The 17,455-nt window shown below is 66.0% G+C and carries 26 protein-coding genes; 1 reads left to right on the top strand and 25 read right to left on the bottom strand.

Features of this window, described 5'->3' with window-relative positions:
• Positions 1-80 precede the first annotated feature (80 nt).
• The 19 genes from EOD42_RS16965 to EOD42_RS16875 all read right to left on the bottom strand — a co-directional run bounded on the left by EOD42_RS16965 (position 81) and on the right by EOD42_RS16875 (position 11,803).
• Positions 81-335: a hypothetical protein gene (locus EOD42_RS16965; RefSeq protein WP_127788762.1), complete on the bottom strand. Its 255-nt coding sequence runs from the start codon at positions 333-335 to the stop codon at positions 81-83.
• A gap of 74 nt (positions 336-409) precedes the next feature.
• Complete coding sequence (locus EOD42_RS16960) at positions 410-976, bottom strand: acyltransferase (protein WP_127788761.1); 567 nt, start codon at positions 974-976, stop codon at positions 410-412.
• Between the two features lie 215 nt (positions 977-1,191).
• A complete protein-coding gene (locus EOD42_RS26030; RefSeq protein ID WP_164867987.1) occupies positions 1,192-1,431 on the bottom strand; it encodes a hypothetical protein in 240 nt (79 codons plus the stop codon).
• Positions 1,428-2,105: a hypothetical protein gene (locus tag EOD42_RS16950; RefSeq protein WP_127788759.1), complete on the bottom strand. Its 678-nt coding sequence runs from the start codon at positions 2,103-2,105 to the stop codon at positions 1,428-1,430. The genes EOD42_RS26030 and EOD42_RS16950 overlap by 4 nt, the downstream gene beginning before the upstream one ends.
• Before the next feature lie 16 nt (positions 2,106-2,121).
• Positions 2,122-2,685, bottom strand: coding sequence for a hypothetical protein (locus tag EOD42_RS16945; protein ID WP_127788758.1), 564 nt, complete (start codon positions 2,683-2,685; stop codon positions 2,122-2,124).
• A 35-nt stretch (positions 2,686-2,720) separates the two neighbouring features.
• Positions 2,721-3,956, bottom strand: coding sequence for an SGNH/GDSL hydrolase family protein (locus EOD42_RS16940; RefSeq protein ID WP_127788757.1), 1,236 nt, complete (start codon positions 3,954-3,956; stop codon positions 2,721-2,723).
• A 3-nt stretch (positions 3,957-3,959) separates the two neighbouring features.
• Entirely contained in the window at positions 3,960-4,235 is a 276-nt protein-coding gene (locus EOD42_RS16935) for a hypothetical protein (protein WP_127788756.1), read from the bottom strand.
• Positions 4,236-4,426: 191 nt separating this feature from the next.
• On the bottom strand, positions 4,427-4,765 hold the full coding sequence (locus EOD42_RS16930; RefSeq protein ID WP_164867986.1) for a hypothetical protein: 339 nt from the start codon (positions 4,763-4,765) through the stop codon (positions 4,427-4,429).
• Positions 4,766-4,800: 35 nt separating this feature from the next.
• Positions 4,801-5,082: a hypothetical protein gene (locus EOD42_RS16925; protein WP_127788754.1), complete on the bottom strand. Its 282-nt coding sequence runs from the start codon at positions 5,080-5,082 to the stop codon at positions 4,801-4,803.
• Entirely contained in the window at positions 5,075-5,491 is a 417-nt protein-coding gene (locus EOD42_RS16920; protein WP_127788753.1) for a hypothetical protein, read from the bottom strand. The genes EOD42_RS16925 and EOD42_RS16920 overlap by 8 nt, the downstream gene beginning before the upstream one ends.
• Before the next feature lie 15 nt (positions 5,492-5,506).
• Positions 5,507-5,875: a tail fiber assembly protein gene (locus EOD42_RS16915; RefSeq protein WP_127788752.1), complete on the bottom strand. Its 369-nt coding sequence runs from the start codon at positions 5,873-5,875 to the stop codon at positions 5,507-5,509.
• A 1-nt stretch (position 5,876) separates the two neighbouring features.
• A complete protein-coding gene (locus EOD42_RS16910; RefSeq protein ID WP_127788751.1) occupies positions 5,877-6,851 on the bottom strand; it encodes a gp53-like domain-containing protein in 975 nt (324 codons plus the stop codon).
• Positions 6,841-7,503: a DUF2612 domain-containing protein gene (locus tag EOD42_RS16905; RefSeq protein ID WP_127788750.1), complete on the bottom strand. Its 663-nt coding sequence runs from the start codon at positions 7,501-7,503 to the stop codon at positions 6,841-6,843. The genes EOD42_RS16910 and EOD42_RS16905 overlap by 11 nt, the downstream gene beginning before the upstream one ends.
• Positions 7,503-8,918: a baseplate J/gp47 family protein gene (locus EOD42_RS16900; RefSeq protein ID WP_127788749.1), complete on the bottom strand. Its 1,416-nt coding sequence runs from the start codon at positions 8,916-8,918 to the stop codon at positions 7,503-7,505. The genes EOD42_RS16905 and EOD42_RS16900 overlap by 1 nt, the downstream gene beginning before the upstream one ends.
• 1 nt (position 8,919) lies before the next feature.
• Positions 8,920-9,270, bottom strand: coding sequence for a hypothetical protein (locus EOD42_RS16895; RefSeq protein ID WP_127788748.1), 351 nt, complete (start codon positions 9,268-9,270; stop codon positions 8,920-8,922).
• Positions 9,267-9,881, bottom strand: coding sequence for a Gp138 family membrane-puncturing spike protein (locus tag EOD42_RS16890; protein ID WP_127788747.1), 615 nt, complete (start codon positions 9,879-9,881; stop codon positions 9,267-9,269). The genes EOD42_RS16895 and EOD42_RS16890 overlap by 4 nt, the downstream gene beginning before the upstream one ends.
• Positions 9,859-10,767, bottom strand: coding sequence for a baseplate hub protein (locus EOD42_RS16885; RefSeq protein WP_127788746.1), 909 nt, complete (start codon positions 10,765-10,767; stop codon positions 9,859-9,861). The genes EOD42_RS16890 and EOD42_RS16885 overlap by 23 nt, the downstream gene beginning before the upstream one ends.
• Positions 10,764-11,090, bottom strand: a complete 327-nt coding sequence (locus EOD42_RS16880; protein WP_127788745.1) for a phage baseplate plug family protein — start codon at positions 11,088-11,090, stop codon at positions 10,764-10,766. Before EOD42_RS16880 ends, EOD42_RS16885 begins: the two co-directional genes overlap by 4 nt.
• On the bottom strand, positions 11,087-11,803 hold the full coding sequence (locus tag EOD42_RS16875) for a phage baseplate protein (RefSeq protein WP_127788744.1): 717 nt from the start codon (positions 11,801-11,803) through the stop codon (positions 11,087-11,089). The genes EOD42_RS16880 and EOD42_RS16875 overlap by 4 nt, the downstream gene beginning before the upstream one ends.
• Before the next feature lie 56 nt (positions 11,804-11,859).
• Between EOD42_RS16875 and EOD42_RS16870 the strand changes: the two genes are divergently transcribed.
• Positions 11,860-12,159, top strand: a complete 300-nt coding sequence (locus EOD42_RS16870) for a hypothetical protein (RefSeq protein ID WP_127788743.1) — start codon at positions 11,860-11,862, stop codon at positions 12,157-12,159.
• Positions 12,160-12,163: 4 nt separating this feature from the next.
• Here the strand turns inward: EOD42_RS16870 and EOD42_RS16865 are convergent, their stop codons facing one another.
• The 6 genes from EOD42_RS16865 to EOD42_RS16840 all read right to left on the bottom strand — a co-directional run bounded on the left by EOD42_RS16865 (position 12,164) and on the right by EOD42_RS16840 (position 17,443).
• The gene (locus tag EOD42_RS16865; RefSeq protein WP_127788742.1) at positions 12,164-13,933 is read right to left on the bottom strand and encodes a phage tail tip lysozyme; all 1,770 of its coding nucleotides are present in this window, start codon (positions 13,931-13,933) and stop codon (positions 12,164-12,166) included.
• A gap of 16 nt (positions 13,934-13,949) precedes the next feature.
• Positions 13,950-14,234: an HNH endonuclease gene (locus EOD42_RS26665; protein ID WP_127788960.1), complete on the bottom strand. Its 285-nt coding sequence runs from the start codon at positions 14,232-14,234 to the stop codon at positions 13,950-13,952.
• Positions 14,235-14,898: 664 nt separating this feature from the next.
• Positions 14,899-15,048 carry a transcription elongation factor GreA gene (locus tag EOD42_RS16855; protein WP_127788741.1) on the bottom strand — a complete coding sequence of 50 codons (150 nt, stop codon included), beginning with the start codon at positions 15,046-15,048 and terminating at the stop codon, positions 14,899-14,901.
• Between the two features lie 50 nt (positions 15,049-15,098).
• Positions 15,099-15,503, bottom strand: coding sequence for a hypothetical protein (locus EOD42_RS16850; protein WP_127788740.1), 405 nt, complete (start codon positions 15,501-15,503; stop codon positions 15,099-15,101).
• Complete coding sequence (locus tag EOD42_RS16845) at positions 15,503-15,934, bottom strand: phage tail fiber protein (RefSeq protein ID WP_127788739.1); 432 nt, start codon at positions 15,932-15,934, stop codon at positions 15,503-15,505. The genes EOD42_RS16850 and EOD42_RS16845 overlap by 1 nt, the downstream gene beginning before the upstream one ends.
• A 12-nt stretch (positions 15,935-15,946) precedes the next feature.
• Complete coding sequence (locus tag EOD42_RS16840; RefSeq protein WP_127788738.1) at positions 15,947-17,443, bottom strand: DUF3383 domain-containing protein; 1,497 nt, start codon at positions 17,441-17,443, stop codon at positions 15,947-15,949.
• Positions 17,444-17,455 lie beyond the last annotated feature (12 nt).

Raw genomic sequence — 17,455 nt, 5'->3', positions numbered from 1 at the left:
TACGGCACACGGATCAGCCGCCCGGGGGCAACTCCGGGCGGTTTTGCTATCTGCGGCAGCGATGGACTAAGGGCTGTCTTTCATGCCTCGCCAAAGGGCGAGGCGGCACGAACCAGCGGCTCAAGCAACAACTGTGAGCCTAGCTGCAACGCCATCACAGCGTGCGCCTTCCCAGCTTTGTCCCCCAGCGGGAACACGTTTACGTTTTCGCCATTGATAACGAGGACCGCAGTTTCCACTAAGCCAAAATTTCCGCGCTCGATGGCATCCGCAAGGCGACGCAGACCGCTCACCACCAGATTACCTTCAATGTCGCCCTCGGGCACGTCGATCATGTGGCCTCTACCTACTTGGCTTCTTGGCTATGTTTGTCAGGCTAACGGCTTCGTGGAAAGTGAACATACACTCATCATTCCTCCCAGCGGATGCCCTCTCTCAGCACCTTAGCCGGGGCGCCCGCTGCCACGCAGCCGGGCGGGATTTTCCCCGTGACGACTGCCCGTGTGCCGATAGCACAATCGTCCCCGATTTCGGCGCGCCGCAGCAGCAGCACATCCTCCGCAAGCCAGACCCGGTTGCCGACCTTGATATCGCCAGGCGGGTTGAGGATTTCGCCGCTCGCCGCATCCCTGATGTGATGGCTATCGGACGTGCGTAACTTCACCCTCGCGAACAGGCAGTCGTCGCCAATGGTGATGTCGCCACCCGTGACGTTCATGAAGGTGGCGCTACGGGCTCGTAGGTTATCTCCGATGACCACGTATCGCCCCGGTGATTTCAGAAAAATGTCGCCCTTGATGATGGAGTTCCTGCCGATCTTAACGGTACAATCGCGGGCGTGGCAGTGGATTTTCAGCTGGCTAAGGTCGCACCCCTCGCCAATAATAATAGTGCACCCACTCTGCTTGAATTCCACCCAGAGGCCTTCCGCGTGCCCCTTGATAGTGTTCAGCGCTGCCTTGCCTACGATTTGCATCCAGCCCTCCGCGCACGGGAAACGACCGGGCTAATCTCGCATGAGCATAAAACGGGCGCTATCCCCACCCGCAGAGGCGGCGTCCCGTCTCGTTGTGGGCCAGGAGCGCACGCACGGTTTCATCGGTCAGCACGTCGAAGCCTGCCTCAGCAGCCTGGGCGCGAGGCATATCGCGTGGCGGCGTGTGCGTCAGGATCGGGCGCCATGCCGAGCAATCAACGGCTCCAGTCACGCCGCAGCCGCTCAGCAGGATCAGGCTCGCGAGCCACGTCCACCTCCACATGCGCTCTCTCCCTGGCTTGGTTTGCGATCCGCTCGGCCGAGCGGCGTATCTCGTCCGTGCGCGCGCTCTGCTTGCCGATCATGTAGGCGCCGGTCAGGATGGCCACCGCTGCGCCTGCGATGGCGACGTAGACGTGGATGCGGCTCCACAGCCCGGCAAAGAGGGCAATCACGCCGCCTTGTCCTTGCGCTGCTGCCACTGCCACACGGCGATGCCGATGCCGGCCGCAATCAGCAGCACACTCAGCGTCTGCCACGGGATGCCGCCCACCGCCGTGGCGACAGGAGCCAACGCAGCAAGCGGGGTCAAGGTGCCCAGCGCCTTCGCGACCGCCGTTCCGCTGGGTGTTGTGGCGGCTTGGCGGATGGTGGAGACGGGCGCCGGCTGGCTGAACTCCGTGATGCCGTAGAGCGCCATGCCCTCGTCCATCTCAGCCTGGGTGTAGGGCATGCCCCCGCACTCCATGCTGATGATGGCGGCCAGCACCATCTTCATCACGCGATAAGGGCGCACGTCGATCTTGGCGTGCATGTCCACCCCGAGCGCCGTGGCGACGCTGCGGGCATAGACCACGGGGTCGTTTCCGTCGCTTTCCGGCGCCCAGGAATTGATCTGCTTCCAGATCGTGTCGAGCCCGTTGCGCGTCTGGTTGACCACCAGTTGGCCGACGCCAGCGCGGATGCCGAGAGCGTGGGTCGCATACTCGGCCATGCCGCGCAGATGCTCAGGCATCCACTGATCACCCAGGCCAAGCTGCCCGTTCCATGCTCGCTTCGGGTCACGGATGAAGCGCAGATTGGTGGGGTTCTTGTTCTTGAACCCCCGGCTCGCTTTCGGGTCAGCCATCACGGCCTCCTATGGTTCAGATGTCGCGCCCGGTGAGCGGCGCCTCAAAGGCGGTCGGTCGCTCCGGTGCCTCGCTGCCCGGCCTGGCGCCCAGGCGGTTTTCCAGCCGGTCCTGCCGCCGAAGCACTTCCTCCAGCCGCACGGTCTGTGCCTGGAGCTGGGCGGTGATGGTGGCGAGGGATTGGAGCATCTGGTTTGTGCGCTCGCTGGCGACCTGATCCGATTGCTCCAGGGCGCGCAGCCTGTCGCGCATTCCCTCCTGCTGCTGGTCGCGAAGGCGGCCCGCGGTCTGCACCGACTGCTCGACCGCGATCACACGCGCGACGAGCGCTGCGTCATTGCGCCCGTAGGCGATGAGCAGGCCGCCCACCAGGATGAGGGTGCCGATCATCGTGCCAACGGGGGCGACGAACCGGCTCCATGGGGCCTCAACCTTGCCCTTCACCTCAGCGATGGCCGCAACGATGGAGGCGTCTCGCTGCTGTCGATTTGCAGTGCGGTGTTCCTCGGCCTTGGCCATGCTGTCGGCCAACTGGCGCAGGGTATCTTTGATTTCGGCCAGCTCTGCGGTCTGGGGCATCAGTTATCCGTCCCCTTTGCCAAGGGCGCGCTCGGTCACGCCGCCACCAGCCGAAGAACCGCCTGCATGGCTCCCCCGCACAACGCATATCCGGCGTCATTGAGGTGGGTGCCGTCCACGGTGAGCGATGCCTTGATGCGGGCCGGATAGGCGCCATCCGTCAGCAGCACGTCGAAATCCGCGAGCAGGATGTTGCCGCTGTCCCGCAGGCCCCGCAGCTTGTTGACCACCCACAGCCGCGCATCCTCCTGCGTGGTCGTGGTGATGCGGTCGGTGGGCATCGGCGTCCAGAACACCGGGATGCCGCCGCCGTCCCGAACCTGTTGCGCCATGGCCATCGCACGCGAGTAGCCGCGCTGGGCGTTGGCAAGGTCGAGCGTGTCATTGGGCGACCACGGCGCGATGGCGCAGATCGTGGGACGGAACCGGGCGATTTCGCCACGCCCCCGGTCGTAGAACTGAAGGGTCGTCTGGCCTGACCAGCCCGCGTTGACAAAGCTCATCGGCAGGGCCGAGGTGGAGAGGGCCGCGCTGGCGATATGCCCCCAGGTCGCGTAATCGCTGGTGCTGCCCTGGCCCTGCGTCAGGCTGTCACCGACGGCCATGAACACATGACCGCTGCGGTCGCTGATCGCCTCCAGGGCCAGCGTTGCGCCGCGCAGCCCCTCGGTCAGCAGTGTGGCTGTGGTGGTCTGGTCGCCAGCGCCATCATACATCGTCCACAGGCGGCCGAGATTGACGGTGGGGCTGTCCCAGGTCAGGTCCGGCCGCGTGGCCCAGCGCGACGCCCCGGAGGTGTAGGCGCGGCACATCAGGTAGCGTCGCCAGTCGCCGTCGGCACGGTCGATGGGCGCCAGCAGCAGCCAATCGGAGCAGACATAGGACGGATTGGCGGCGGTCCCCGCCGGAACCGTGATACTGGCCGCGGTCTGTGCGGTAGATCCCGGCAGTGTGTCCACCCCGGCGCCATCGAACCAGCCTTGCACCCAGCCGCCGATGGAGGTTCCGCCAGCATCGCGCGGATTGCTGTCCGTCGCCACGGCCGTGGCCGCGAACGTCAGCTTGTCCACCGTGAACGGTGTCGCGCTGTCATTAGCGAACCAGGCGCGGACCCAGGTATAGCCCCCGGCCATGGCGGCCGTGACGTGGCTGGTGCGGCCCGTGATGCCAGTGAAGCCACGAATGTGCACACGCTGGGCGCGACGTGTCTGTGGCGTTTTCAGGACGACGGCGCGCCGCGCATTGATCCCAGGCGGCTGGATGATCGCCATGGATCAGCCCTCCATCACGCAGATGCGCGTGCCGACGGTGCTGATGCCGTAAAGCGCGCCGCGCGGGGTCTGGCTGGCACTCCATTCGTAACCACCGCCCTGGCCGCCGGCGTTCGACGCGGCGGGCAGCGGCCAGCCGCTCCCGGCGGTCACGCTGCTGCTGTCGCTCATCGAGGCGTCGTTCACGTCGATGTTGACGACGGTGAGGTAATTCCGCACCGCGTCGGCGCAGAGCAGCGTCACCACCCCTGCGGGCAGCGGCACAACCGTGATTTTCATGGGGATTTGCCTTCTGGTTCGGCGCCGCTACGCGCACGAAAGCGCCCCGCTCCCATCGTGGGGCAGGTTGCCGGGTCGGATTGGAGAGAGGCCTAGGTCAGGCCGTGGCGATGCAGGGACAGGCGCGACAAGCTGCGCGAGGCTCCACGAGAGAGCCCCGGCGCCATCAGGATTGCCATGTGTGGGGTCTCCTACTGGCTCAGGCGCCAGTTGGCGGTGCCGGTGATGTTGCCGGCGCGAAGCCGGTAGCGGATCGCCGCCTCCGGCTCCGCCCAGGACGTGCTGATGTTGAGGCTCCACGCCACGGCAGTGCCGTCGCTGTATGTGTAGGGAAGCCAAGTCGCGCCGCCGTCTAGGCTGCGCTCCAGCGCGATCGAGCCCGTCCAGTTGCCCCAGATCGAGATATTGAAGTCGGGCGCCAGGGGGATGAACGCGTCGCCGGTCAGGCCGCCGGAGGTCAGCGCGCCGGTCACCACATTGGCGACGCGGGCGGGAAGCACCGGCAGGGGGTTGGCATCTTCGACCGGCATGCCGCCGACTGTGGGGATCGAGACCGTAACAGACATCAGACCCGTTCCTTTACGACGCTGCCGGCGGTGATGGTGGTCACCCAGGTCTCGTTGATGGGCGCGCCGTACACCTCGGTTATGACGCCGGGCGCGAAGGTCGTGGTGACCATCACGCCGTTCCGGTCCTCAGTCAGCACCAGGGGCGCCAACGTGGCGGAATAGGCCGTCGCCCCAATAGCGGTCCGCTCCGTCGCGGCACTTGCCTGCACGGCCTCATCCCGCGCTGCGCGCGCGGCAACGGCCACCCGGCTCTCGCCAGGCGCGTAGATTTCAACCATTCGGGGTGATCCACTTCGTGGCGATGACGGTGCCCGCGACGATGACGGCCGAAGCGCCATCCACCTCGTACTGCACCTCGTATCGCGCTCGTTCCGGGGGCGGGTTGTAGGTGCCGGCGCGGCCGAACCAGTTTGGCTCATTTGGCAACATATCGGTCTGCTCGACCGTCAGCCGCACGCCGAAGAAGCCCGTGGTGAGGGGGTTCGCCTGATCTTCCAGCCAGATGCCATACTGCAGGTCGTCGATGACGACCGGCGAGGCGCTGGACAGGACGATCTCGCCCCCGCTCCAGGTGATCGACAGGCGCAGCGTGCTACCCGTCAGATCCATGGACGTGTCGCCCTCGGGGACGAAGAATAGGCGCACGTCATTGTCGCCGACCGTTACCGGCCAGTCGAAGTACGTCATCCCGAGCATGAGCGTTCAGCCCGGCGGGTCAGGCCAAGTGACGGCCGCCGGGAAGCCCTCTTGCTCCGGCACATCCCGCAACGCCTGGCGGTAGGTAGCCCAGGCGGCGCGCTCCGGGGCGGCCAGGGGGCTATCCGCGATCTGCGTCCAGTCGGAGGCCGCGAGCCGCCTATCACGCTGCGCTCGTGCTTCATCGGCCGTCATGGCCGGCGGCACTGGATCGCGCAGTACTGGGGCGCCATCTTCGTTCGCTGCGATTTCCTGACCTGCGGCTTGTCCTGCCAGAAGCTGGCGATGCTGCTCGGGAGTGACCGCAACGGCGTCGGAGGGTTGTGTGCCGGCCAGGAAAAAGCCGCGCGCGGTGGCTGACCAGAAGACGTCCATGTCAGGCCCCCAAAGCGATGTAGTTGGTGACGGCATTGGTCCGTCCGGACGGGCCGTAGGAGGCCAAATAGAAGCCGGCCGTTGTGGCCGTGTTCGCGCCCACCGCTCCGAACGTGTTGTTCGACAGATGCCCGACCGTCAGCGAGTAGAGGGCCGTGGGAAAGGTGAGGGGAAATGTCACCCACACATCGCTCGCATTGGATGCGTTGGCGTCTCCCCACTGCATGATCAGGCCACCGGGAAGCTGCATCCAACCCGTACCGGCCAGAGAGCGATCCACCACGGCCTCGGCCAGCGTGAACCACCCGTTCACGCCATTGCTCACCAGCGTCACGCTGTTCCCGCGCGCCAAGATGAAGCTGGCCGCCCCGTCGATGGTGTCGGAGCCAGCGGGCGAGATCGTCACACTGTTGCCGGTGCCGTCGTAGCGCTTGATCTCGTAGCCGAACGCCAGGCCGCCCGCCGCCGTCGCAGCCGGCAGGGACAGTGTCACGTTCCCCGCCGCCGCTGTGACGGAAACCAGCCCGGCTTGGCGCAGCGTCAGGGTCGCGCTGGCGGTGAAGTTGTCGTTGCCGCCCCCGAGCGACATCCAGCCCGCACCGCCAGCGTCCGGGTCAGTCGTGTTGTTGTCGATCAGGTTCAGCCATTCGCGGCCATCAGCGGCGCTGGACGCGAGACGTGCCCCCCTCGGATAACCCCCGACCGCGGTCGCGAACGCCGCGTCATAGGCCACCGGGGCGCCGGCTGCCTGCCAGCGGTTCCAAGCCGACATGGCATACAGGATGCCGTTCATATCCTGGCCGAAGGGAGGAACGCCGCCCGCCTCGATCGGCGTCATGGTCAGCGGCGGGAACCCAGTGGTGAAACTGGCGAGGCCGGGGGTGACGCCGATCTGGGATGGAACGGGGATGGTGTTCCGATCGCCACTGTTGGCGAAAGGAACCGACACGCGGGTAGGAATGCCGCTAGCCAACATGGGCGATAGCTCCCTGAGAGAGGAAAGTACCGGAGCCGAACGGGGAGCCCGCGCCGCCTTCAGCAAACCCGAAGGTGCCGCCGGCTGGGATCTGGATCATGGTCGCGTCAACGCCGGTCGGGCGCGGCAACGCCCCCGATTGGGTCATGATCGCGAGCTCGTAGGGCTCCAGGTAGAACTCGAAGGTGAAGCGCATCTGCATGGCGCCAAGGTCATTGACGTAGGCGCGGCCGCGCCCGGCAAAGAGGCGCCCCAGCAGCTGGTTCAGGGTGGGGATGTCCGTCCTTGCGATGTTCGCCATCGCTTTGGTCAGGATCAGCACCCGATAGGCGTCGTCAGCCAGGCGATAGTTCTGCGTGACCGGCGTGCCGTTCCAGAAGGGGGCCTCGTTGAAGGGGCGGAAGCTCGCTGTGCCTGTCTCGTATCCGAAATACGGCGGGGGGCTGCCGATGGTCAGGTTCCGGCCGACACCAACGATGCGCCCCCACACGTCCAGGCCGTAGCCCTGGGCGGTATCGACGTTCCAAACCAGATCGTAGAAAGCGTCGATGTCCGCGCCGGGGTCTATCCACTGGTTGGCGGTCTCGATCAGCAGGCGCAGCGTGGGGCTGTTGGCGTACTGGCTGATGATGGTCGCGTCCGGGTTCTGCATCAGACCAGCACCAGAGAGATGTCCGCCGCGGCCACGGTCGGCACTTCATCGATCTCGACCGCCACGCTGTCGCCCAGCGCCACGCCCGTCATGGCGGTGCTGCTGGCCGTCTGCGCCGGCGTGATGGTGTAGGTGCCTGTTCCGCCCGTCCCCGTGCCCAGGGCAGTGATGCGGGTGCCAGGCGTGACGCCCGCGCCCTCGACGCGCTGCCCCACGGCCAGAGCGCCCGAGGCCACGGCGCTGACCGTCAGCGTCGAGCCACCGATAGCCCCGGTGAAGGCCGACGCAGCGCCAGCGCCGATCTGGATGGAGACGATGCGGGCCCAAGAGCCGAGCGCGGCCACCGGGCTGTAGTAGCGGCTGGCATATACCGTGCCGCCGATCCGCTCCCGCGCCTGGCCATCACCGCCCGAGAAGGCCGAGACGATGGCCGCCTGTATCTGGGTCAGAGCATCGCTCGGCACCGTCGCGCTGTTGGCGATCCGGACCGTGAACAGCACCGGCACCGGGTCCGGGACCTCGAATTTCACCGTGTAGGACGGATAGGGCGGGCTGTAGGTGGTGTCCTGCACCGTGATCGTAGTGTTGCCGTTGGTGTCACAGCCGGGGCTTTTCTTCGCCCAGATGGCCTCACCGATGGCCTGGCCTTCCCCGCCGACGACCGCCGCGTAGAGCGAGTGAGGCGCCAGGACGACCGCACCGATGGAAAGCGGCGACGAGGTAGTGTTTTCCGCCGTGTAGACATCCAGCACGTTCGGCACGTTCAGCACCGCGGCGCGCACCGAAGGCAGGCTGCCCTGGGCGTTCAGCGCGACGGAGGCGGCACGGCGCGCCTCGAAGGCCGAGGCCGTTTCGACATCGGCACCGGGGATGCCATCGCCGGCATTGGTGATCGTGTCCCAGCCCGGGATCGTCTGATAGATGCGGTTCAGCGAGCCTGCCGGGCAGGCAATCGGCCCGGTCACCGTGCACTCAAAGGTGGTGTCCACGCTGCCTAGGCTCGGGATCGTCACCGCCGTGGTGCAGCGGTAGAGATTGCCGTCCGTCGCCTGCGCCAGCGCGCCGACCGGGATGACCGTGCCGGCGGCGCCGACGCAGGTTGCCGTCACCGTCGTCGGTTCAGCCGGGTTGCGCTCGATGAAGTAGATGCGCCCAATGCCGTCCTGCCAGCGCCCCTCGGACGTGGCCGGGTCCACCATGTTCTGGACCTCGATCATCTGGCTGTTCTTGTCGCCGATGATCGCGGTGAAGCTGCTGGCAAGTTGGCCCTGCGGCGTGTCCAGGTTCGGGTTCAGCCCGCCCCCGAATGCCGCGCTCATGTCGGCCATCACGCCGTCGAGGACCGCCAGTTCAGCAGGCGCAGTGAAGCCTTCCGGGCCGAAGGTCAGCCCGGGCACACTCGTCGTGCCACTCATTTTAGAACCCCGCTGCCGTCAGATTGCCTGCGGTGTCGGTGACCTGAACCTGGCCCCGAACCTGCCGCCCCGCCACGGAGCTGATGTAGACCTGCGCCTCGACCACGCCCGGCACCCGGAGCGCCGCAGCGACCAGCCGCGCCTTGATGAGCGAGAGCGGCGGCTGATGGCCCAGGATTTCCGACCAGTAGGGGATGCCCTTGCTGGTGTCGTAGTAGAGCTCGCCCAGGAATAGCCTGCATGCGCTCGCCGCATCTTGCGCCAGGGCGTAGGGCTCGGATGCGAGGGCGATGTTGCCCGAGGCGTCCAGCACCAGGTCCCAGCGTTCGGTATCGAGCAGCAGCGTCTTCACACCGGCACTCCCGTCTCGCCCCCGCCAGGCGTCACCCCGCCATGCTTGTGCGTGGCGCCGATGTCCTTGCCGTTGTGGGTCAGCGTGTCGCTGGTGATGGCGACCGAGGTAGCCTCGATGGTGACCGCCGTCGTCTTGATCGCGACCGCGCCAGCCTGCACGCGCACGTAGTCCGTCACCTCGCCGCCCAGCAGGGTGCCGAAATACATGCCGTCCGCCATGTCGAAGCGGCGCAGGCTGCCAGGCTGGGACGGCACCCGGCTGGCCTTGACCGCCGAAATGTCCCGGCTGGCGAAGATGGCGGCCCCGATGTCCCCCACCACGGGATCCACGATCACCGCAGCGGCGCCACCCTGGATGCGGGCGCAGGGAAGGCTGTGGATGATGCCGTGCGGCACCGTGTTGCCCGCCCCGTCAACCTGATGGACCATCGGCTGCACATCCACCGTGCAGGGCTGGCCCGGCCCCCCTCCGGTGACGGCCTTGACCTGGACAAGGGCAGAGGTGGCGGTGCCGGCCATGAGCGACTGGAACAGGAACTGCTGCGCATTGGCGTCGCCCTCGGCAGACGAGATGCGCTGAAGCGGCTCAGCCTGCACGGATTGGGACATACCGCGGCTCCGAAGCCATGAAGTTGGTGAACCAGGAACCGCCCGGCGTCTCGCTTTCGAGCTCGTGGGTCAGCGACGTGATGCGCCAGCGCCCGCAGGCAGGCTGCAGGTCGCTCTTGATTTCGATGAGGCTGTGGAAGCCGATGCTCGGATTGTAGAGCGTAGCGCCGGCGATGCCGGTGTTGGTGAAGGACGGGTAGCCGATCATGCCCGTGGAAGGCGAAACCAGGGGGATGCGGCTGCCGCGCGCCACGCCGCGAGGCGATATGATGAGCGTCTGGTTCTCGACCGTCATTTCGATGCCCGCGGCCTCGGCGCAGGCCCGCATCTGGGCCATGGCGGTGCCGGGGAAATAGGGGTTGGAGAGCTGCGCCGTGACGCCGTTGTTCTCGAAGCCGTAGCCCATCACCTGCGCCAGGCCGGCCATGATCGTGGCCACGTCTGCGGTGCCGGAGAAGCTGCTCGGCGGGATGATGGCCAGAGACGCGTCCAACCCCGCCATGGCAGTGATGTAGAACACCACCTCCGGCGCGCCCTTGAAGTCGGCCCAGGCCCCGGTAATGGTGCCCTGGAAGCAGACGCCCAGGCCGCTTTGGTCGTCACCTGCGCTGACGGTGACGATGTTGCGCCGGGTAGCCAGCGGGAGGCGGCCGAGGGTGGCCAACTGGTTCATCAAGGACAGCGGTAGGCCAGCGATGCGAAGCTGCAGCTCACCCATGGAGAGCTCGCCGTTCTTCTTGATCGCCGCCGCCATCCGGTAGCCACGAAGCGTGACCTCGTGGCCACCTTCGATGAATGGCGGATTGATCGTGCGCCCCTCGGCGTCGGTGGTCGGGCGGAGCAGAATGTGCGCCTGAAGGTGGCGCCGCGAAAGGCTCTGGCTCACGTCAGGTAGCCCAGGAAGTAGCGTCCGCCGAGGCCCTGGTAGGAGACGCGCCCGGTATCGGCGCCGGGGATCAGGCCGGGCGTCTCGGACTGGGTGTCGAAGAAGGCAAGATTGCCGGTGAAGCCCTGGTAGACCGACTGGAACAGGTTCACCCCCACACGGCAGAGCATGCCGGCGATGACCAGCACGTCGGCCAGATACACGTCAGCGAACAGGCCGGTCGGCCGCTGCTGCAGCTGGATGCGCACCCGCTGGTTCGCCAGGGTGCATTGGATCACCTGGGCCGGCACGGGCTTCGTGGGGACGACCGCAGTCAGCGTCATTGCGGACCGTCTCCCCATGGATTGGCCTGAGCGCCGGCCGCGGTCGTCTGCCCGGGCGTTGGCGTGGCCGGCCGCACATCGCTGCCGCTGCTGGGCGCCGCGCCTTCGGGCTGCTGCGTCGTTGGCGCCGGGCCCGTGGTGTCAGTGGGCGCGGTCGGTTCATTCTGGGTGTTCTCGGTGAAGGCCGAGGATGCGACTTGGCGCACCTCCTGCAACCAGAGCTCGACCGTCAGGAGCGTCGGTCCGCTGCGAGAGGACCGGCGATAGTCGCAATGGATGACGTTGCAGCTCTCGTAGGTGACTTCCGGCGTTACCAGCGAGACCATTTGGATGGTCTGGACCAGCTTCTGTGCACGCGCCAGGAACTCGGCGCGGTCGTCATCATTGCCACCCACAGTGAAGCCGATGCGGGCGTCAAAGGGGGGCTGCACCTTGTTGTAGGTGGCGAACTGGCCCTTCTCGACCGGGAAGTCCGACATGCGGGCTTCCTGCTTGTAGTCCACGTTCAACACGCTATCCCCGGTCAGGAGCGGCGTGCCTTCCTCGTCGAAGATGCCCCAGCGCGGCCCGCTGAAGATGTCGAGGATGTTCAGCACGTCCGAAACCAGCAGCGAGACCGTGTTCAGCACCTGCGAGGCACGCTGTAACGGAGGAACGCCCGGTGCCTGGGGGACATTGGGGTAGCGAGGCACATCGACGGGCGTCAGGGCCACTCATGCCTCCTATGGATGATTGCGCGGCCGGCGCGGTTGGGGCCACATTCGGCGGCATGAAAGCCATGCGTCTTGCCGCCGCCGTCTTTGTGCTTTGCCTCGCCGTGCCAGCGGTTGGGCAGGACCGGGCGCCGCGAGAGAGGTTCTGGCCCGCAGACCTGATCGAACTATGGGGCCGGGCCGAGGATATGTGCCGCGGCAGCTATTCGTCTGATCCCCAGCAGCCCGACTTCTGCGCCATCCGCACCGACCTCACGCGCCGCCTGCGCCGCTTCGGGCTCTGCTATGGGGCGGCGGATGACATCGCTGCCAACTACCGGTGGCACTGGTGCGCTCGGGGCTCCAACGGCTGGTAAGGCGCTAAGCCAGCCCCAGCGTGACCTGATCCACGAAGGCGTGACGCTTCAGGGCAGCCCCGATGTCGCGAGCAATACCGTTCGCGTCGGTCGCCTGCGTGTTGACCGTGATCGGTCCGTTGATGGCGGTCTCATTGCTGACCGATGAGCCACCCCACATCTTGTTCTGCACTGCGGCCCCCGGGCGCGTGCTGTCCATCAGTGCAGGGTCAGGCACCGGCGGCGCGACCGGGCGGTTGAACTGCTGGTAAATGCCCAGGGCGTTCGACTGGCGGCGCGGGCCGGTGCGGTCCTCGGCGCCCGGCCGCCCATAGCGCCGGAATATCAGGTCCGCAGCCTCTCGCGGATCGGTCGTGGCACGGAGTGCGTCCCCCTGCGCACGCTCTGTGTTGCGGAGCTCCCAATCCACAAACGCCAACTGCATTTCCAGCGGCGCACCCTGCGGCGTGCGTCCATACTGGCGCTCGAACTCAGCGATGCGTTGGCCGCGCCATTGGCCAATTCCCATGGCGCCGCGGCCTCCGCCGGCTGGGTTGAAGGCGTTCGTATCCAGGTCTGCCCCGCTCTCGCCAGTCAGGTGGCCAACGATCCCGGCCGCCTGCGCCGGGGTCCACCCGCGGCTGATGAAGTAGTCGTAGGCCTGACGCTGCCGATCGGTCGTGGCGCCAGGGCGGGGCGGCTCCGGGCGCGCACCTGCCGGCGCTGTCGTGCCTGCCGCACCAGGAAGCTGCCCGGTGATGCCGCGCGGGAGGCGCGCTTCCTCGGCGGCCTGTTCTTCCGGCGTCAGGTCTGGGTCGGGGATGAGACGCAGGAAGCGGAGCACTCGGACGATCAGCTGCGCCAGCTCGCCGAAGCTGTCCTTGAGCGACTTCAGGTCGTTGAAGAACTCATCGCTCATCAGGTAGTCGGCGAACCGCTTGATGCCGTCGCGAGCCTGATTGAGATAGGGGACGAACTGATCCCCGCCCAGATACTGCACGAACTCCCGCACCTTGGTCAGCAGCGCCGTAATGGCCGGAGATAGCGCGTCCAATATCTGCCGAGCCGTGCTGGCGACAGCCCGATCAAGCTGGATCAGAGCCTCGCGCAGCCGGGTGGCGTTCTCCACCTGCTGCCGGCTGATCTGGTTCGGCGCTTCCTCGCGCATCATCTGCGCGCGGTTGGGCGCCAGGGCGAGGTTCACCGTCTCCTGGCCGAAACCCATAGACTGCGCGCGGGTCAGCCGCTCGGCACGGGGGGCGCGCGCGATATAGCGCAGCACATCCTCGTAGATGGCTTCCGTGGTCCGCGGCCGCTCGCCATTGGGGCCATCCGCCAGGGCGATGCGGGCGTTCATGAAGCCCGCAACCGCGCCGGGGTTGTTCAGCAGCCGGGCTTGCTGGATGCGATCCTGAATGTTCTGGAACGCGCCAGTGACCTCGTTCGCCGTGTTCCCCACTCGCCGGGACACACCCTCCCAGGCAGACAGGCGCTCGGTCGTAATCCCCAGGTCTCGCGACAGGCGCCCCAGGGCCGCGCTGCCTTCGCTGGTCTCGCGCACGAAGCTGGAGATGCCGCGGCCACCGATGAACACCGCGAACAGGCCAATGGCCGCGTTGCGCGCCGTGTTCAGCGACTGCGTGACGCGCTTGCCGACTTCCTCGATCTCTTTCTGGGTGCGCGTCGCGTCCTCGCGCATGCGGCGCTGGGCCTGCCCGGCCTCGCGCTCGCCCTGCTTGAAGCCCTTGGGGTCCAAATTTAAGGTAACCACTAAGGCATCGATAATGCTCGCCATGGTTACTCCTTAAATATCAAAGCAACAGCCCATTCGATTTAGCCCATTCCACGGGCAATTTCGCGTGCTTCCGAAGGTTACACGACGGGCAAAGCAGTTGTATATTTCGTATGTAGTTCGATCCGCCTCGGCTTAGCGGAATTATGTGGTCTGCATGAAAGCCTGACTTCACGGGCAGTCTGCATGCGGAATTTGCGCAGCGTCCTCGCTGCAGTCGGAATAGTGAAGCGACCTCTTCGGCTGAATGAGTGCCTTCCGCCTGCCGCTTGCGAGCCCGCTTAAGTCTGGCCAGGGTCCGCATTTTCTCAGGGTTTGCCGCTCGATAAGCGCGGTTAAGAGCAGCCCTCTTCTCCGGCGAAATCGGGTGCTTGGCGCGGTATCGCTTGGAGGAGAGCGCCCTCTTTTCGGCGTTGGCCCTGGCCCAAGCCTTGATATACTCCGCCCGCCCAGGCTTAGAATTGTAAGCCGCCGCTCTAGCTTTGGCCCTAATTATTTCAGCGTTATCTGCGTAATACTTGGCTCGCTGAGCCTTGACCGCCTCTGCGTTATCTGACCGCCATTTTATGCCATTTTCTCTGTGGCGCTCTCGATTAGCCAGATACCAAGCGCGGGAGTGCTCTTTAGCTTTCTCCCGGTTGGCGGCTGTGTATTCCTTATCGCACGCCTTGCAGCGATAGGAGCGACCGTCAGCGTTATCGGCGCAGCGCGAGAACTCAACCGCCGGCCTTGTTATGCCGCAACGCCGGCACAGTTTGTCGCCGACGCTCAGGGCCTCACGGCCTATGGCGCGCGCCGCCTTCCTTTCGGCAGAAATTCTTTCCTTATTGGCTAAGTATGCCGCAGCCTTTCTGACTTTTACCGCGTCTTTGTTCGCTTCTCGCCACGCCTTATTCTGGTCCAGAATGTGCTGAGGCGTTTTGGGCATGACAAACAATACTATAATTACGGAAAGGCTTCAACAAGAACTACTTCGGCTCGTTCGCTATCTTGCGGTTTATCTGGTCCACCGCATGGATTTCCAGCAGCGCATAGGCGTCTTCGGGCCCATAGACCGTCTGCAACTCGCGCAGGGTGGCGAGGCGGCTGGAAATGACCGCGGCGATCACGCGCGGCACGTTGGGGTATTCGACAAATGCGCGGCCAGCGCCGCCGTCCGACTGGTGGTCTATGCGGCGGCGGCTAGCGAAAAACCCGTGATGAGCTCGAACACCTCCTTGCGGAGCCGCAGGCGGGTAAAGGGCTCCTCGATGTCATCCTCGATCAGCGGGCGCTTGACCATCGGCTTGCTCGGGTCGGGGATGAACTGCACGCAGGCCATCATCTCATCGAGCAGAGGCTTCAGGTCGCTGAAATGCATGCGGCCCATCGCCTGGAAGCCCCCAGCCGCAATTCCCGCCAGCCCGGCGTTGGCGAACTCATCCGGCATCTCCACGCCAGCCTTGGCCAGCGCCATCAGCGCCCGCATGGCCCACTCCTCGGCCTGGCTGGCGCTCATCTCGCGGATGAAGAAGTGCTTGCCCTTGTCGCGCCCCTCGGCCTCGACAACGTAGGTCAGTTCCTTCCGTGCCATCAGACCGGCGCCACCGTTACGCTTTCCCAGGTGATGCGGAACTGCCGAGGTTGCAGCACCTTCCGCGCGCTCAGCATGCGGGGGATGCTGGTCAGCACGCCGTTCAGCAAGGCGTAGGAGACACCCACGCTGGGCAGCCGCAGGATGCCCTGGGCGAAATAGACCTCGCGAGCGGCCTTCTCCGCGGCGTCCCACTGGTCGAAGAAGGCGTTGGACGTGCTGTCCGCCTGCAGGGTGATGCTCTGCACAGTGACCGTCGGCACCCAGCCGGCGCTCATCTTGCCGTCCACGCCCATCATGACCTCGGCCGGCTCCGCGGCGTCGGTCGTGAAAGCCTCGTCGGTCGAATAGCCCTGGATGGCCTGAGGGACCGTGAACAGGCCGTTGACCGCCAGCAGAAGTTCGCTGTTGGCGGAGGTGATCGTTGCCATGTCAGCTTCTCCTTACTGGACCATGATCGAAGCAAGGTTCAGGCTCTGCACGGACTGCCCGTCCATGTACCAGAGCGTGACCGGCGGGCTGCCACGAGCCGCCCGTACTTGCGGCGATGCATCCTTGACTTGCAGATACCAGCCACGGGTGCTGAGGATCGTGTCGATCTTCAAGCCCGCCGCGCTGTTCACCTGAGCGATCTGCGCCGCAGAGAGGGTGACGCCGGGCTGGATCGCACCGAAGTTCACCGCGGCATTGATCGGATCGAGGCACCACGCTTCGATCAGCGCGTATCCCCGCGCATTGTAGGGGACGCTCTTGGCCTGGGTCAGGCCGCTGATGATGGCGAGCTGCAGCCCATTGTTCAGCCAAATCTGGTTGATGTAGCTGTCCGCCCACAGATACGGCCCGCTGACATTGCCCGGATAGGCGAACACGAACTGGTCGTTCGCCGTGGCATAGGCGCCGTAGAACGAGTAGCCATTGTCGATCAGGTTGTCCGCCGCCGTCTGGTTCGTCACCGTCGCGGTCATGCCGGTCTGGGACTTGAACGCCAGCGTGGCGCGGCCATCGGTCTGCGCGAAGTCGAGCGAGGCCGCGTAGCCCAGGCAGAACACCGCCAGCTTGTAGTCCGGCGCATAGACCGGCGTGGTGCCGCTGTAGTCGCTGGCGCCCAGCAGATAGCCCAGGGAGCCGGTGGCCGCCGTGGACTGCGTGGGGGTCACATCCGTGTCCCAGGGCACATACCAGAAGCGGTTGCCGCGCCCGTTGGTCCAGGCAGCGAAGGCCAGCTTGTTCGTGTTGCCGCTGACATCCGGGTCGAACAGGTGCGTGAAGGAAACCCAGTTCTGGGTCAGCGCCACGACCGCGCTCATGAAGGTGCCCGGCACAGCCGCCACGGCGCCGGCGGAGGTGACCGCGCCCGTGGCCGAGGTGAGCAGCAGGCCTGCCGAGAGCGTGCCGGTGGCATAGCTCATGGAGCTGCTGGCGCCGGTCGTGGCGCTGGTGAACAGGAACCCGCCGCTCACGCTGTCATAGGTGACCGTGAAGCCGGGGCTGGTGAACGCCGCCAGGATGATCGAGGCAGCGTTGCTGAAGCTGGTGGCCGTCGAGAGGTTGATGCTGGAACTGGTCTTGGCCGTGCCATCCACGGAGACCGTCAGCACGCCGGACAGCGCCTTCACGGCATCCAGGCCCAGGGCGCCTACATTGCCTCCGCGCAGATAGCCGGCCACCGAGGCGGTCGGATACTGCGCGAACAGCAAGGCGCCGGGCTTCACGTTGCTGTTGTCGAAGCCGTTGAAGTAGATCGCCGCCGCGGCGGCCTCGGTCGAGGACGCGCCGAAGTAGCTCTCCACATCCGCCACGGAGGACAGGGACAGCACCGAGTTGATGGGAACGCGCGTGCTGGTGGTCAGCAGCAGGCCGTTCAGGTCGAGGGCCGAGCCGCCGGCGCTGACGACCTGCGGCGTGACCGAGACGATCGCGCTTACGGGGATGGTGGCCATTGCGGCGGGGCT

The organism is Rhodovarius crocodyli (assembly GCF_004005855.1).
In the GTDB taxonomy this organism is placed as follows: domain Bacteria; phylum Pseudomonadota; class Alphaproteobacteria; order Acetobacterales; family Acetobacteraceae; genus Rhodovarius; species Rhodovarius crocodyli.
Note: the sequence above shows the minus strand (reverse complement) of the source record. Positions and strands in the feature narration are given on the sequence as shown.

Bases quoted from the DNA above. Each gene is read 5' to 3' on its own strand.
- EOD42_RS16965 (WP_127788762.1), bottom strand. From the start codon at position 335: ATGATCGACGTGCCCGAGGGCGACATTGAAGGTAATCTGGTGGTGAGC.
- EOD42_RS16960 (WP_127788761.1), bottom strand. From the start codon at position 976: ATGCAAATCGTAGGCAAGGCAGCGCTGAACACTATCAAGGGGCACGCG.
- EOD42_RS16950 (WP_127788759.1), bottom strand. From the start codon at position 2,105: ATGGCTGACCCGAAAGCGAGCCGGGGGTTCAAGAACAAGAACCCCACC.
- EOD42_RS16945 (WP_127788758.1), bottom strand. From the start codon at position 2,685: ATGCCCCAGACCGCAGAGCTGGCCGAAATCAAAGATACCCTGCGCCAG.
- EOD42_RS16940 (WP_127788757.1), bottom strand. From the start codon at position 3,956: ATGGCGATCATCCAGCCGCCTGGGATCAATGCGCGGCGCGCCGTCGTC.
- EOD42_RS16935 (WP_127788756.1), bottom strand. From the start codon at position 4,235: ATGAAAATCACGGTTGTGCCGCTGCCCGCAGGGGTGGTGACGCTGCTC.
- EOD42_RS16930 (WP_164867986.1), bottom strand. From the start codon at position 4,765: ATGCCGGTCGAAGATGCCAACCCCCTGCCGGTGCTTCCCGCCCGCGTC.
- EOD42_RS16925 (WP_127788754.1), bottom strand. From the start codon at position 5,082: ATGGTTGAAATCTACGCGCCTGGCGAGAGCCGGGTGGCCGTTGCCGCG.
- EOD42_RS16920 (WP_127788753.1), bottom strand. From the start codon at position 5,491: ATGACGTACTTCGACTGGCCGGTAACGGTCGGCGACAATGACGTGCGC.
- EOD42_RS16915 (WP_127788752.1), bottom strand. From the start codon at position 5,875: ATGGACGTCTTCTGGTCAGCCACCGCGCGCGGCTTTTTCCTGGCCGGC.
- EOD42_RS16910 (WP_127788751.1), bottom strand. From the start codon at position 6,851: ATGTTGGCTAGCGGCATTCCTACCCGCGTGTCGGTTCCTTTCGCCAAC.
- EOD42_RS16905 (WP_127788750.1), bottom strand. From the start codon at position 7,503: ATGCAGAACCCGGACGCGACCATCATCAGCCAGTACGCCAACAGCCCC.
- EOD42_RS16900 (WP_127788749.1), bottom strand. From the start codon at position 8,918: ATGAGTGGCACGACGAGTGTGCCCGGGCTGACCTTCGGCCCGGAAGGC.
- EOD42_RS16890 (WP_127788747.1), bottom strand. From the start codon at position 9,881: ATGTCCCAATCCGTGCAGGCTGAGCCGCTTCAGCGCATCTCGTCTGCC.
- EOD42_RS16880 (WP_127788745.1), bottom strand. From the start codon at position 11,090: ATGACGCTGACTGCGGTCGTCCCCACGAAGCCCGTGCCGGCCCAGGTG.
- EOD42_RS16870 (WP_127788743.1), top strand. From the start codon at position 11,860: ATGAAAGCCATGCGTCTTGCCGCCGCCGTCTTTGTGCTTTGCCTCGCC.
- EOD42_RS16865 (WP_127788742.1), bottom strand. From the start codon at position 13,933: ATGGCGAGCATTATCGATGCCTTAGTGGTTACCTTAAATTTGGACCCC.
- EOD42_RS26665 (WP_127788960.1), bottom strand. From the start codon at position 14,234: ATGCGGACCCTGGCCAGACTTAAGCGGGCTCGCAAGCGGCAGGCGGAA.
- EOD42_RS16850 (WP_127788740.1), bottom strand. From the start codon at position 15,503: ATGGCACGGAAGGAACTGACCTACGTTGTCGAGGCCGAGGGGCGCGAC.
- EOD42_RS16845 (WP_127788739.1), bottom strand. From the start codon at position 15,934: ATGGCAACGATCACCTCCGCCAACAGCGAACTTCTGCTGGCGGTCAAC.
- EOD42_RS16840 (WP_127788738.1), bottom strand. From the start codon at position 17,443: ATGGCCACCATCCCCGTAAGCGCGATCGTCTCGGTCACGCCGCAGGTC.